An 11,921-nucleotide genomic window follows, 5' to 3' on the forward strand; every position below is an offset into this window, starting at 1 on the left:
ACCTCCAGAACGCGCGTGTCCTACGTTCGCGCACCCCGAGTTGAACGTTCAGGACGACCGGCCTTGTTCTGAACGCTCAACTCGGCCGTTCCGGACGTAGGACACGCGTGACGCGGACGTAGGACACGCGCGGCCGACAAGGTCTGTTGGCTTGACAAGAGAAGTTGTCGGTGAGAGGGTTCCGGCATGTTCGAAGTGGCGGTGATCGAGGACCCGGCGGTGGCCGAGGTCTCGTTGGACCCGGTGCGGGCGAGGTTGTTGGCCGAGCTGGCCGAACCGAACTCGGCGACCACGCTGGCGGCGAAGATCGGGCTGCCCCGGCAGAAGGTCAACTACCACCTGCGCACGCTGGAGCAGCACGGCCTGGTCGAGCTGGCCGAGGAACGCCGCAAGGGCAACATGACCGAACGGGTCATGCGCGCCACCGCCGCGTCCTACGTCATCTCGCCCACGGCCCTGGCCGCCGTCCAGCCCGACCCGGAACGCGCGCCCGACCGCCTGTCGGCCCGCTGGCTCCTGGCCGTGGCCGCACGGCTGGTCCGCGACGTCGGCACGCTGATCACCGGCGCGGCCAAGGCGGACAAGAGGGTCGCCACCTTCGCCCTCGACGGCGAGGTCCGCTTCGCCACCGCCGCCGACCGCGCGGCGTTCGCCGAGGAGCTGGCCGCCGCCGTCACGACCCTGGTCGCCAAGTACCACGACGAGTCCGCGCCCGGCGGACGACCACACCGCGTGGTCGTCGCCGTCCACCCGAGCATCCCGAAGGAGTGACGATGGGTCACGCGTTCGAAGGCGTCAACGAAGCCGAGCTGGACGGCGTGACGCCGGAGCAGGTCTGGGAGGCCATCGCCACCGGCCCCGGCATCGACTCCTGGTTCATGGGCTCGAACGAGGTCGAGCCCGGCGAGGTCGTCCGGCAGGCGTTCGGCGACTACCGCCCCGCCCACTCGATCACCGCCTGGGAGCCCGGCAAGCGCCTCGCCTACGGCGGCGACGAGGAGCCCGACGGCCGGTTCGTCGCCTACGAGTTCCTGATCGAGGGCCGCGACCGGGGCAGCACGGTGCTGCGCATGGTCGCGAGCGGCTTCCTGCCCGGCGACGACTGGGAGGACGAGTTCGAGGCCATGCTCGCGGGCGGCGAGATGTTCTGGCAGACCCTCGTCACCTACCTGCGCCACTTCGCCGGCCGCACCGCCCGCCCGGTCACCGCCTTCGGCCCTCCGGTCGCCGACTGGCCCGCGACGTGGGCGAAGCTCGGCCGCAAGCTCGGCCTCGACCGCGCCCCCCGCACCGGCGACGAGGTCGCGCTCGACGGCGAGCCCGGCGTCGTCTACTTCGCCAACGCCCAGACCGCGGGCATCCGCACGGACCGCGCGCTGTACCGCTTCTTCCAGGGGATCGCCGGCTTCCCCACCGCCATGCACCACGTGTTCACCGACGACCACCGCGACGAGCGGACGTGGTCGACCTGGATGGAGGACCTCGCATGACCACGGAACGGGTCGTGTCCAAGGACGGCACGACGATCGCCTGCACGCGCGTCGGCTCCGGCCCCGCGCTGATCATCGTGGACGGCGCGCTGTGCCACCGCGCCTTCGGCCCGGCCACGGCCCTGGCGGGCGAGCTGGCCGCGCACTTCACCGTCTACACCTACGACCGGCGCGGCCGGGGCGAGAGCGGCAACGCCACGTCCTACGACGTCGAGCGCGAGGTCGAGGACATCGCCGCTCTCATCGAGCACGCGGGCGGCTCGGCGCACCTGTTCGGCATGTCCTCCGGCGGCACTCTGGTCGCCGAGGCGGCGCACCGCGGCGTGGCGGCCGAGCGGATCGCGATCTACGAGTCGCCGATGATCGTCGACGACACCCGCGAGCCCATGGCCGACGACCTGCCGGACCGGGTGCGCCGCGCGCTCGCCGAAGGCCGCCGGGGCGACGCGGTCAAGCTGTTCATGCGGTACGTCGGCACGCCCGGCCCGGTGATCGCGCTGCTCCGGGTCATGCCGCCGTGGCGGAAGCTCAAGGCCGTCGCGCACACCCTGCCGCACGACTTCGCGCTCGTCGCCGAGTTCCAGCGCGGCACGCCGCCGGCCGCCGACCGGTGGGCCGGCGCGGAGGCGCCCGCGCTCGTGATCGCCGGCGGCAAGAGCCCGGAGTACCTGCGCAACGCGCAGCGGCGACTGGCCTCGACCCTGCCGAAGGGCGAGCTGACCGTGCTCCCCGGCCAGACGCACATGGTCAAGGCCAAGGTGACCGCGCCGGTGCTGGTCGACTTCTTCCGCCGCTGACCGCGCGGAACCGGGTGGTGGGCGGGGTCCCCCGTCCACCACCGCCGCACGCGACGCCGTCAGGGCTTGCGGCCGACCGCGCCCGCGATGCAGTGGCTCACCGCGTCGAGCGCCTTGAGCCGCGGGCCGTCCGGCCACCAGTCCGCGCAGATCACCACGCCCGGCTCGACCAGTTCGAGCCCGTGGAACAGCCCCTGCAGCTCGTTCATCGTGATGAACCGCCCGCTGCCCATCGGGGAGTGCAGGAACGTCTGCTCCATGCGGCGCGCGATGGCCGAGTGCTCCTCGGTCTCCGGGTCGAGGAAGTGCGAGATCGCGACGTACGAGCCGGACGGCAGGGCGTCGATGTACTCCGCCATGATCTCGGCCGACGTGGGCGAGTCGCCGTTGTAGTGGTGCAGCGTGCCGAGCTGGAACAGCGCCACCGGCTCGCTGAAGTCGATGTGCTTGCGCACGACCTCGTCGTTGAGGATCTCCCGCGGCTTGAAGATGTCGGCGGCGGAGAAGTGCGTCTGGTCGTTCTCCTCCAGCAGCGCGCGACCGTGGGCCAGTACCACCGGGTCGTTGTCCACGTACACCACTCGTGCATCCGGGTTGATCCGTTGCGCCACTTGGTGGGTGTTCTCGGCGGTGGGCAACCCGGACCCGCAGTCCAGGAACTGCGAGATCCCCGTCTGGCTCGCGACGAACCGGGTGACGCGGATCAGGAAGCTGCGGTTGTCCACGGCGAGCGTGGCCGCTTCCGGCGCGACCTGCTGCACCCGGCGCAGCACTTCACGGTCGATCTCGTAGTTGTCCTTGCCGTTCAGGAAGGCGTCGTAGACCCTGGCGATGCTGGCCTTCGTGGTGTCGATGTAGACGGGGGCGGCGGCGTCCGAGGACGAACCCGGCATTGTGGTGACCTCGCATTACGGGGATGGGAGTGATGTCTTGTGCACCGCGTCACAGTCCGCTCAGCGTAAGGGTATGGGCTCAACGCGTGAGTGGGACTCATACGTCTGACCGGGCAAGATCATGGGTGTACGTTCAGTGACGATGCGAGTCGGCACTCCCCGGACGCAACCGCTGTTCGGGTGGGACGGTCACAACGGGCGGGAGGATCGGCGATGGCGACGGACGAACCCACCCCGGAGCGGGACAGCGGTCCCACCGCGCTGCGCATCGTGCTCGGGGCGCAGCTGCGCAGGTTGCGGGAGGCGGCGGAGATCAGCCGCGCGGACGCGGGCTACGCCATCCGCGGCTCGGAGTCGAAGATCAGCCGGATGGAGCTGGGCCGCGTCGGCCTGAAGCCGCGCGACGTGGGCGACCTGCTCACCATGTACGGCGTCGAGGACCCGGGCGAGCGGGAGAAGTTCCTCGACATGGTCCGGCGCTCGAACTCCCCGGGCTGGTGGCACCGCTACACCGACCTCATGCCGGACTGGTTCCACGACTTCGTCGGCCTGGAGGAGGCCGCGTCGCGGATCCTGGTCTACGAGACGCAGTTCGTGCCGGGCCTGCTCCAGACCGAGGAGTACGCGACGGCGATCTCCAGCCACGGCCGGCCCGAGCTGGTCACGCCCGAGGTGCGGCGGCGGGTGGCGCTGCGGATGCAGCGGCAGCGGATCCTGGCCCGGCCGGGCGCGCCGCGGCTCTGGGCGGTGGTCGACGAGTCGGTCCTGTACCGGACGATCGGCGGCCGCCAGGTCCTCGTCAACCAGATCGACTACTTGCTCAGCGTGACGAAGGACGGCCCGGTCACGCTCCAGATCGTGCCGTTCCCGTTGGCCGGGTACGCGGCCAAGGGACCTTTCGCGATGCTCAGGTTCGGCGAGCCGGACCTGCCTGACATCGTGTACCTCGAACACCTCGCCGGTGCCCTCTACCTGGACAAAGTCGAGGAGCTGGAGATCTACAGCAGGGTGTTCGACCGGCTGACGGTGGACGCCGAGACGCCCGACCGGAGCCGGCAGATGCTGGCCAAGCGGCGGGCGGAGCTGTAGCTGTCGTCCAACCGGGCGAAGTTCACGCTCCGCATCTGCACGTGCATTTACCCGTGCAGTCGCCGGTGCTACGGTCCGTGCACAACCGGATGCACGTGCAGATGCATCACATGGCTCGGAGGGTGATCTCGAATGGCCATCAAGGTTCACAACGGCATGTCCGCGGCCGACCTGAACGGCGTCACGTGGACCAAGAGCTCCCACAGCGACGCGATCGGCAACTGCGTCGAGCTGGCCGCGCTCGACGGCGGCGACGTGGCGATGCGCAACTCCCGGTTCCCCGACGGTCCCGCGCTGGTCTACACGCGGGCGGAGATCGCCGCGTTCGTGGCGGGGGCCAGGGACGGGGAGTTCGATGACCTCGTCCACTGACCACTCGTCCCGGACGACGTTCCAGCTCCGGGAGCTGATCGCGCGCGGGTTCCAGTTCCTGCACCCGCGTGACGCCCGGGGCGAGTTGGCGGCCGTGGTCGGGGTGCGGGCGCACGACGCGGTCATCGACGTCGTGCGGTTGCACACCGAGGACGACGCGGTCGCCATGCGGATGCCCGCCGACGAGGTGAACGTGCTGTCGCCCAGCAGGTTCTCGTGGCGCCGTTGCGGACCGGCCACGCACGTGCTCGAAGAGCTGCTCGACCTGCCCGACGACGACCGGGTCGGGTGAGGCTTCCCGTCCGCGTCCGCGGTGGCGGACGGGACCGAGGGGGTTGGCGGCCCCCTCACGGCGAACTTGACCTGGAGACGCAGCGGGAGTCGACTCCGCGCCCGAAGACGTCGACGCCACGCTCGGAGCGCAACTCCGTGTTCGTCGCATCAGCGGCGTGGGGGCCGAGGTCGGCTTCGGTCCCCACGCCGGCCACCCCGTCTCGGCCCGTCGTTCGGCGGCAGGCTGTTGGTCGGCGGCGGGTCGTTCAGGAGCGGGTCGTTCAGGGGCGGGTCGCTCAGGGGCGGCGCAGACCGCTCAGCACCACGTCCAGGCCGCGGCGGAACTCGAGGTCCGGCGTGATCGTGCGCGCCGTCGCGGCCGTCTCGGCCAGCAGCGGGTACCGCTCGCCCAGCGCGGCCATCGCCTCCGTGCCCGGTCCGGGCAGCGGGCTGCGGTGCTCGATCTCGGTCGCCCCGATCACGTAGCTCAGCAGCGCCCGCAACGCGATGACCCGCTGCTCGCCGGTGAACCCGGCCGCGGTCAGGACCTCCAGCACGGACTCCGACCAGCGCAGCAGGCTCGGGCACCGGTGCCGGTGCGCCATCGTGAGCGGCACCGCGTTCGGGTGCGCGGCGATCGCCGCCCGGACCCGTTCCACCAGGACCGCGACCTGCTTGTCCCACAGCGCCCGCGGCGGCCGGGTGTCCACATCGGACAGCATGTGGTCGACCGCCAGCGCCTCCAGCTCGTCCCGGTCCGCGACGTACCGGTAGAGCGACATCGTGCCCATGCCCAGCTCCGCGGCGACCGCGCGCATCGACAGCGCCGCCAGGCCCTCGCGGTCGAGGACGGCGAGCGTGGCGGCGGCGAGCGCGGCCGGGGACAGCGACTTGGGACGCGGCATGGCGCACGACAGCGTACTGGAGTTGACAGCGTACGCAGTACGCGCATAGCGTCGTGAGCGTACAGCGCACGCTTACCGGACCAGGGGGAACGCCGTGAAGGTCGACGCACGCGAGTGGGAGTCCGTCTCAGGTGGCGCGGTGCGGGTGCCGGACCCGGACCGCCTGGTGCACCTGCAGTTCCGCCGCTTCGCCGGCTGCCCGGTGTGCAACCTGCACCTGCGGTCGATCGTGGCGCGGCACGACGAGATCACCGCGCACGGCGTCACCGAGGTGGTGGTGTTCCACTCCTCGGCCGCCGAACTGCGCCCGCACGTGGCCGACCTGCCGTTCGCCGTGGTCGGCGACCCGGAGAAGCGGCTGTACGTGGAGTTCGGCGTCGAGTCCGCGCCGCGCTCGCTGCTCGACCCGCGCGCCTGGGGCGCGATCGCGCGCGGCGTGGTCCGCGACCTCGGCCCGGTGCTGCGCGGTCGCCGCCCGCTGCCGAAGCCGGAGGGCGGACGGCTCGGCCTGCCCGCCGACTTCCTCATCGCGCCGGACGGCTCGGTGGTTGCGGAGAAGCGTGGACAACACGCGTACGACCAGTGGTCGGTGGAGGAACTGCTCGCCCATGCACAGGCCCTGACCAGCAAGGACTGAGTTGTCCACAGGGTTGTCCCCAGTTGTGGACGGTCGAACACCCGTTCGACCTCGGCCCGGGGGCCCCCCCCCCCCCCCCCCCGGGGGGGGCCCCCCCCCCCGGCCGGGCTCAGCGGGACGGGTCGCGGTTGAACAGGACCCGCGCCCTGGCGTACCCGACCGCGGCGAGGACCAGGCACCAGCCGACCGCCCAGTACCCGCTGTCCCCGATCGGCGTGCCGACGAGCAGCCCGCGCAGGGTGTCGCCCACGGTCATCACCAGGATGCCCGGCACCAGGTAGTCCACGTAGGACGCGCCGGCGCCGGCGGCCGGGCCGAGCGAGCCGCCGAAGACGTGCACGAACAGCAGCATCATCATCACCGGCATGCCGATCGTGCCGATCGACATCATCGGGAAGCGCTGCATGTGCCGCAGGTTGCGGCGCAGCATGGTGGTGGTGTCGCGGATGGCCGTGGTGCTCATCGCCGTGCGGTCCTCTCGGTGGTGAGGGCGAAGAAGACGTCGTCGAGGTCGGGCGTGTGCACGGACAGGTCCTGCACGTCGACCGCGGCGCCGTCCAGCCGGTCGAGCAGCGCCCGCAACTGGTGCACGCCGCCGTCGCCGGGCACGTCCAGGGTCAGCGCCGCGTCGTCGGGGGAACCGCCGAGCGCCCTGGCCGCGAGGTCGAGCGTGCGCGCGGTCGGCGAACCGCAGCCGCACGTGCCCGCCCGGGACCAGCCGCTTCAACTCCGCCGAGGTGCCCTCGGCGACGAGCCGGCCGCCGTTGAGCACGGCGATCCGGTCCGCGAGCTGGTCGGCCTCCTCCAGGTACTGCGTGGTGAGGAAGATCGTGACGCCGTCCGCGACCAGGCCGCGGATGACCTCCCACATGGCGTGCCTGCTGCGCGGGTCCAGGCCGGTCGTCGGCTCGTCCAGGAAGATCAGCCGCGGCTCGCCGACCAGCGTCATCGCGAGGTCGAGGCGTCGGCGCAGGCCGCCGGAGCAGGTGGCGGCGGGCTTGCGGGCGGCGTCCACGAGGTCGAACCGCGCCAGCAGCTCGGCGGCGCGGCGACGCCGGTCCCGGCGGCCGAGGTGGTTGAGGTCCGCCATCAGCAGCAGGTTCTCCTCGCCGGTGAGGAGGTTGTCCACGGCGGAGAACTGGCCGGTGACGCCGATGGCCGCGCGCACGCCGGCGGGGTCGCGGACGAGGTCGTGGCCCGCGACCACCGCCTCGCCGCGGTCGGGGGAGATGAGCGTGGACAGGATCTGCACGGTCGTCGTCTTGCCCGCGCCGTTGGGGCCGAGCAGGGCGAACACCGTGCCGGGCGCGACGCGGAGGTCGAGGCCGTCGAGCACGACGTGGTCGCCGTAGGTCTTGCGCAGGCCGGAGGCCGTGATGGCCATGGTGGTGCTCCTGGTCGATGAGCGGCGGCAGGCTTCGCGCGCCGGTGAGGTGGGGGCGGGGACGTCGGCTTCCGACAGCGACTCCCCGGTGGCGGACGGGAGGGGCGGTCCGCCCGGACCCGTGAGCCGGTCCGGGTGGGCGTCGAGGGCCGGCACGGTGGTGTGGTTCAGGCGCGGTGGATGACGATGTCCCCCAACGAGGTCCGGCCGTGCACCTCGACCCGCTCCTCGTGCTCGCCCGGAGCGTCCACGTTGGTCAGCTCGTTGCGCACGCGTCCGGCCGCGGACCGGATGTCGAGCCAGGCGGCCGTGCCCTCGCCGATGCCGACCTCCAGGTCGCCGGACTGCGTCCGCAGCACGACCGACCCGCGCACGACCTGGTCGAGCCGGATGTGGCCGCTGGCGGTCTTGGCGTCCACGTCGCCGCCGCAGCGGCCGACGGAGATGTCCCCGTTGGCGGCGCTGATCAGGACGTCGCCGGTGAGCACGTCGAGCGCGAGGGTGATGGGTTCGGGCGTGGCGAAAGAAGGCATGGCTGTCCCCTGTGAACGGGTCTGGTGGGTGTTCGGGCTGCTAGCGGACCCAGCCCGTGAAGTGCCGGCCGGGCGCGACCGCGCCGGTGGAGGTCCGGCCGCGACGACCCAGGCCGGCCGCGGCGGTGCGCACCAGCCAGGCGTTGACGGAGACGCCCTCGCGGCTCGCCGCCTCCTCGACGCGCAGCTTCAGGGGCTCGGGCAGCCGCAGGTTGATCCGCGCGACCGGGCCCTCGTCCGGGCGCCACAGTGGTGCCATGGCAAGCCCGCGTGGCGTCACGGCAGTGTGTGGTGAGGGTTGAGGCGTCTCCACCCGTTCGGGTGGAATAGTGGGGTTATGGGACCACTGGTCCATTCCGGAACGTGACGGCGTGCGGTGATCGTTTTATTCCAGCTCTCCTGGGGTGGAATCGAGCACCTCGCGCCGCACGCGTGGCGGAATATGCGTCGGCAGTGTTCCGACTATCGGCCAGCACCCACTTGACCAGCGCAGATGACCTGATCAACGGGCGATGGCCCGTAATCTTGCGGAACGGTACGAAAGTAGTGACTCGTTCGGCCTAACGGCCCATCTGCGTCGATGTGTAGTGAACTGCCAAGTAACTTCACTTCGTCCCGTGAACGCCTTGCCAGGATGTCGGCTCCCGGTGCAAGCTTCCCGCCATGAATTTCCGCCCCCTGCCCGACGGGCAGTGGTCGCCGGTGGCAGGGCTCCCCGGCATCCCCGAAGCACTGCGGCGTGAAGGCGCCTACCTGCCGCCGCCGCTGCCCTCCGACCTGACGCTGCCCGCCGCGACCTACCGCGCGTGCGCCGAGGCCGAGCACGCGCTCGGCCGGCTGGACGAGGCGGCCGACCGGCTGGGGGTCAGACCGGCGCTGGTGCGGGCCACGCAGGTCCGTGACGCGAACAGCTCGGCCGGCCTGTCCGGGGTCGCGGTGGGCCTGCGCGAGACGTTCGCGGCCGACCTGCTCGCGTCCGAGGACGGCCCGCCGCCCACCGACAGTGCCGCGCCGTCCCAGCTCGTCGCGCCGTTCCTGCGGGCCTTCGCGCACGGCCTGGCCCGCGTCCGCGCCGGCGCGCCGGTCGACGCCGACCTGGTCGGCGAGGTCGCCGCGATCATGACCGGCGGCGAGCCCGGCGGCAGCGCGCGGGACGTGCTGCGGCACGCGCCGGGCCGGCTCGGCCTCAGCGACGAGCGGGCCTACCTGCTGACCGCGACCGGCGCGCACCTGGTCGCGCTGCTGGAGCAGTGGTCGACGTGGGTGCGCGAGGAGGACGAGCAGCCGAGGATCGCCAAGATCGCGCTCGCGCACTACCAACTCGAGGTGCTGCAACCGTTCCCCACCGCCAACGGCCACGTCGCGCGCACGTTCTCGACGTTGGAGCTGGTGCGGTCCGGGCTGGTGCGCGACCAGGTGCTGCCGCTGTCGGTGTGGCTGGACACCGCGCTGGCCGAGTACCAGTGGCAGATCCGGGCGGTGGTCGACACCGGCCGGGTGGACCGGTGGGTCGACTTCTTCGCCGCCGCCGTCCGCGACCAGGCCCTGGCCCAGCTCCGGCTGATCGGCCACCTGGAGGCGCTGGCCGCCGAGTACGCGGCCCGCCTGCCGCGCAAGGGGAAGCTGCCGCTGGTCGCGGCGGAGCTGATCGGCTTCCCGGCGGTGGACCACCGGTCCCTGCGCACCCGGTACGGCGTCACCGCCAAGGCCGCCACCGACCTCACCGCCCGCCTGGTCGAGCTGGGCGTCCTCGTGCCGTGGGAGTTCCGCGGCTACCGGCGGGTGTTCCTGTGCCGGGACGTGCTGCGCCTGCTGGCCGACAACCCCGACACCACGCCCTGACCCGTCACGGGTCCCGGTCCGCCTCCAGCTCGGCCACCAGGTCCCGGACGCGCTGCGCCGCTTCGTCGTCGGCGCCGATGAGCAGCGCCAGCGCGCGGTTGAACCGCCGGTGCGCCACGGCCCGGTCGCCCGTCAGCCACAGCGCCCGGCCGAGCAGGGTCAGGCACTCGGCGCGTTCGACGGTGGTCGCGGTCGTGGGGCGGGGCAGCTCCTCGAACACCTTGTCCGCGCGGGCCAGGTAGGTGACCGCCGAGTCGGGGCGGCCCACCTCGACCATCAACGCGCCCAGGTGCGCCAGCGCCCGCGCCGTGCCGGGCCGGTCGTCGTGCAGCAGGCACAGCTCCAGCACCTCGTCCGCGCACCCGACGACCTTGTGCATCCGGCCCTCGGCGCGGTAGGTCGCGGCCAGGTCGTGCAGCGCGCCGGCGGTGGCGTCCGGGTCGTCGTCCCGCAGGCGGTGGATCGCCAGCTCGCGCATGCCCGCGACGGCGGCCAGGCGCAGCGACCCCCGCGCCCGCAGAGCCTCGGCGGCACGGCGGAAGCCCGCGGCCAGCAGCAGGGACGTGGGCAGCGCTGCGGCGAGGTCCGCGCCGACCGCCAGCAGGTCGCGCGCCCACGTCTCGTCCACGTCGTCGGGCAGCGCCGGCCACACGTCGGCGAACAGCGCCGCCGCGGCCTCCGGCTCGGCCACCGCGTCCCGCAGCGCGGCCAGGAGCCCGTCGCGGTGGGCGGCGAACCAGGCCGGCCCGGTCGTCCGCCGGTCGGTCGGCAGCTCCCGGCGCCACCGCGCGACGGCGTGCCGTGGTTCGTCGCTCACCTCGTGCCACCCCCGCTCACGTCACTTGATCACGAGTGTCGCCCAGACGGGTGAGGGCGCACACCGCTGATGTAGCGGACTCTCGGCGGTCCGGTGTCACACGGGCGCGGGACGGCAAGGCCACGGACCGTCATCACCGCTGCGTGGGGACGATCTCGAACAGGTCGTGGAACTGCATCGGCGCGAGGGCGGTCAGCGCGCCCCCGATGAACGCCGGGCCCGGCTGGAGGTCGCCGCTCAGGACGCGCGCGACCGTGGAGCGGTTGACGTCCATGGCCTTCGCCAGCGCGTAGTCGGACGAGAACCCGGCGAGCCGCGCGGCTTTGGTGAAGACATCGGTGCGGAGCTTGATCGTGTTCGGCATGGGCCAGCCTCGTGTTGTGCATACCCAACGCGTGTTGTGCGGACCCAACCTAGCAGTGAGTTGTGCTCGCGCAATGACAGTTGTGTGCGCACAACGTGCAGGTCGGGGGTTACCTGTGGGGAGCGCGCAACACCCGTTGCGCACACGCATCTACGATGGCGCGGTGACCACAGACAAGAGCGCGGGCGCGCCCTGGTGGGACTTCGTGCAGCGGCAGCTGGACGACCGGGGGATGACCACGGCGGACCTGACCAAGGCGACCGGGATCGACAAGAGCCGCTTCACGCAGTGGCGGCAGGGCAAGCGGGCGTCGCTGGACAGCGCCCGGCTGATCGCCAAGGCGTTCGGCATGAGCCCGTTGGAGGTGATGGTGGAGGCGCGGCTGCTCACCGCCCAGGAGGTCAACCTCGACCGCGTCTCGCCGGACCCGGCGCAGTTGACGAACCAGCAGCTGCTGGCCGAGCTGGACCGACGGCTCAAGCGTTTGGACTGACCGGGCGTCCCGGGGCGGACCCGTGCGGGGGC

Annotated in this window: 16 protein-coding genes and 1 pseudogene; 9 read left to right on the top strand and 8 right to left on the bottom strand. The window is 72.2% G+C overall.

The genetic code is table 11. The features are described from left to right. Positions 1–186 precede the first annotated feature (186 nt). Genes ACFXGA_RS11805 through ACFXGA_RS11815 form a run of 3 tightly spaced genes read left to right on the top strand, consistent with a single transcriptional unit; the run spans position 187 to position 2,287 of the window. Positions 187–771: an ArsR/SmtB family transcription factor gene (locus ACFXGA_RS11805; RefSeq protein ID WP_378086859.1), complete on the top strand. Its 585-nt coding sequence runs from the start codon at positions 187–189 to the stop codon at positions 769–771. A gap of 2 nt (positions 772–773) precedes the next feature. Then, complete coding sequence (locus ACFXGA_RS11810; RefSeq protein ID WP_378086861.1) at positions 774–1,490, top strand: SRPBCC domain-containing protein; 717 nt, start codon at positions 774–776, stop codon at positions 1,488–1,490. Next, a complete protein-coding gene (locus ACFXGA_RS11815; RefSeq protein WP_378086863.1) occupies positions 1,487–2,287 on the top strand; it encodes an alpha/beta fold hydrolase in 801 nt (266 codons plus the stop codon). The genes ACFXGA_RS11810 and ACFXGA_RS11815 overlap by 4 nt, the downstream gene beginning before the upstream one ends. A 59-nt stretch (positions 2,288–2,346) precedes the next feature. Here ACFXGA_RS11815 and ACFXGA_RS11820 read toward each other — a convergent pair whose 3' ends face one another. Next, a complete protein-coding gene (locus ACFXGA_RS11820; RefSeq protein WP_378086865.1) occupies positions 2,347–3,180 on the bottom strand; it encodes an SAM-dependent methyltransferase in 834 nt (277 codons plus the stop codon). A 213-nt stretch (positions 3,181–3,393) separates the two neighbouring features. Between ACFXGA_RS11820 and ACFXGA_RS11825 the strand changes: the two genes are divergently transcribed. From ACFXGA_RS11825 to ACFXGA_RS11835, 3 genes are all read left to right on the top strand, one after another. Then, a complete protein-coding gene (locus ACFXGA_RS11825) occupies positions 3,394–4,269 on the top strand; it encodes a helix-turn-helix domain-containing protein (RefSeq protein ID WP_378086867.1) in 876 nt (291 codons plus the stop codon). A gap of 132 nt (positions 4,270–4,401) precedes the next feature. Then, a complete protein-coding gene (locus ACFXGA_RS11830) occupies positions 4,402–4,641 on the top strand; it encodes a DUF397 domain-containing protein (protein ID WP_378086869.1) in 240 nt (79 codons plus the stop codon). Then, positions 4,625–4,933 (top strand): hypothetical protein, encoded by a 309-nt coding sequence (locus ACFXGA_RS11835; protein ID WP_378086871.1) that lies wholly within the window; start codon positions 4,625–4,627, stop codon positions 4,931–4,933. The genes ACFXGA_RS11830 and ACFXGA_RS11835 overlap by 17 nt, the downstream gene beginning before the upstream one ends. A 277-nt stretch (positions 4,934–5,210) precedes the next feature. On the opposite strand, the gene ACFXGA_RS11840 is transcribed toward ACFXGA_RS11835, so the two are convergent. Next, positions 5,211–5,819, bottom strand: a complete 609-nt coding sequence (locus ACFXGA_RS11840) for a TetR/AcrR family transcriptional regulator C-terminal domain-containing protein (RefSeq protein WP_378086872.1) — start codon at positions 5,817–5,819, stop codon at positions 5,211–5,213. A gap of 94 nt (positions 5,820–5,913) precedes the next feature. Here ACFXGA_RS11840 and ACFXGA_RS11845 point away from each other — a divergent pair, with 94 nt between their 5' ends. Next, entirely contained in the window at positions 5,914–6,456 is a 543-nt protein-coding gene (locus tag ACFXGA_RS11845; RefSeq protein ID WP_378086874.1) for a peroxiredoxin-like family protein, read from the top strand. A gap of 109 nt (positions 6,457–6,565) precedes the next feature. On the opposite strand, the gene ACFXGA_RS11850 is transcribed toward ACFXGA_RS11845, so the two are convergent. From ACFXGA_RS11850 to ACFXGA_RS11865, 4 genes and pseudogenes are all read right to left on the bottom strand, one after another. After that, positions 6,566–6,919 carry a hypothetical protein gene (locus ACFXGA_RS11850; RefSeq protein ID WP_378086876.1) on the bottom strand — a complete coding sequence of 118 codons (354 nt, stop codon included), beginning with the start codon at positions 6,917–6,919 and terminating at the stop codon, positions 6,566–6,568. After that, positions 6,916–7,840: pseudogene (locus tag ACFXGA_RS11855) on the bottom strand (ATP-binding cassette domain-containing protein). The gene ACFXGA_RS11850 and the pseudogene ACFXGA_RS11855 overlap by 4 nt, the downstream one beginning before the upstream one ends. A gap of 167 nt (positions 7,841–8,007) precedes the next feature. Beyond that, a complete protein-coding gene (locus ACFXGA_RS11860; RefSeq protein ID WP_378086878.1) occupies positions 8,008–8,373 on the bottom strand; it encodes a DUF4097 domain-containing protein in 366 nt (121 codons plus the stop codon). A 40-nt stretch (positions 8,374–8,413) separates the two neighbouring features. Beyond that, entirely contained in the window at positions 8,414–8,632 is a 219-nt protein-coding gene (locus ACFXGA_RS11865; RefSeq protein ID WP_378086880.1) for a toxin-antitoxin system HicB family antitoxin, read from the bottom strand. 404 nt (positions 8,633–9,036) lie between these two features. Between ACFXGA_RS11865 and ACFXGA_RS11870 the strand changes: the two genes are divergently transcribed. After that, the gene (locus ACFXGA_RS11870) at positions 9,037–10,215 is read left to right on the top strand and encodes a Fic family protein (RefSeq protein ID WP_378086882.1); all 1,179 of its coding nucleotides are present in this window, start codon (positions 9,037–9,039) and stop codon (positions 10,213–10,215) included. A gap of 4 nt (positions 10,216–10,219) precedes the next feature. Here ACFXGA_RS11870 and ACFXGA_RS11875 read toward each other — a convergent pair whose 3' ends face one another. Next, a complete protein-coding gene (locus ACFXGA_RS11875) occupies positions 10,220–11,032 on the bottom strand; it encodes a tetratricopeptide repeat protein (protein WP_378086884.1) in 813 nt (270 codons plus the stop codon). Positions 11,033–11,165: 133 nt separating this feature from the next. Further along, positions 11,166–11,396 (bottom strand): transcriptional regulator, encoded by a 231-nt coding sequence (locus tag ACFXGA_RS11880; RefSeq protein WP_378086886.1) that lies wholly within the window; start codon positions 11,394–11,396, stop codon positions 11,166–11,168. 163 nt (positions 11,397–11,559) lie between these two features. Here ACFXGA_RS11880 and ACFXGA_RS11885 point away from each other — a divergent pair, with 163 nt between their 5' ends. Continuing rightward, on the top strand, positions 11,560–11,889 hold the full coding sequence (locus tag ACFXGA_RS11885; RefSeq protein WP_378086888.1) for a helix-turn-helix domain-containing protein: 330 nt from the start codon (positions 11,560–11,562) through the stop codon (positions 11,887–11,889). Positions 11,890–11,921: the final 32 nt, after the last annotated feature.

The sequence above is a fragment of the Actinosynnema sp. NPDC059335 genome, assembly GCF_042752395.1.
Taxonomy (GTDB): domain Bacteria; phylum Actinomycetota; class Actinomycetes; order Mycobacteriales; family Pseudonocardiaceae; genus Actinosynnema.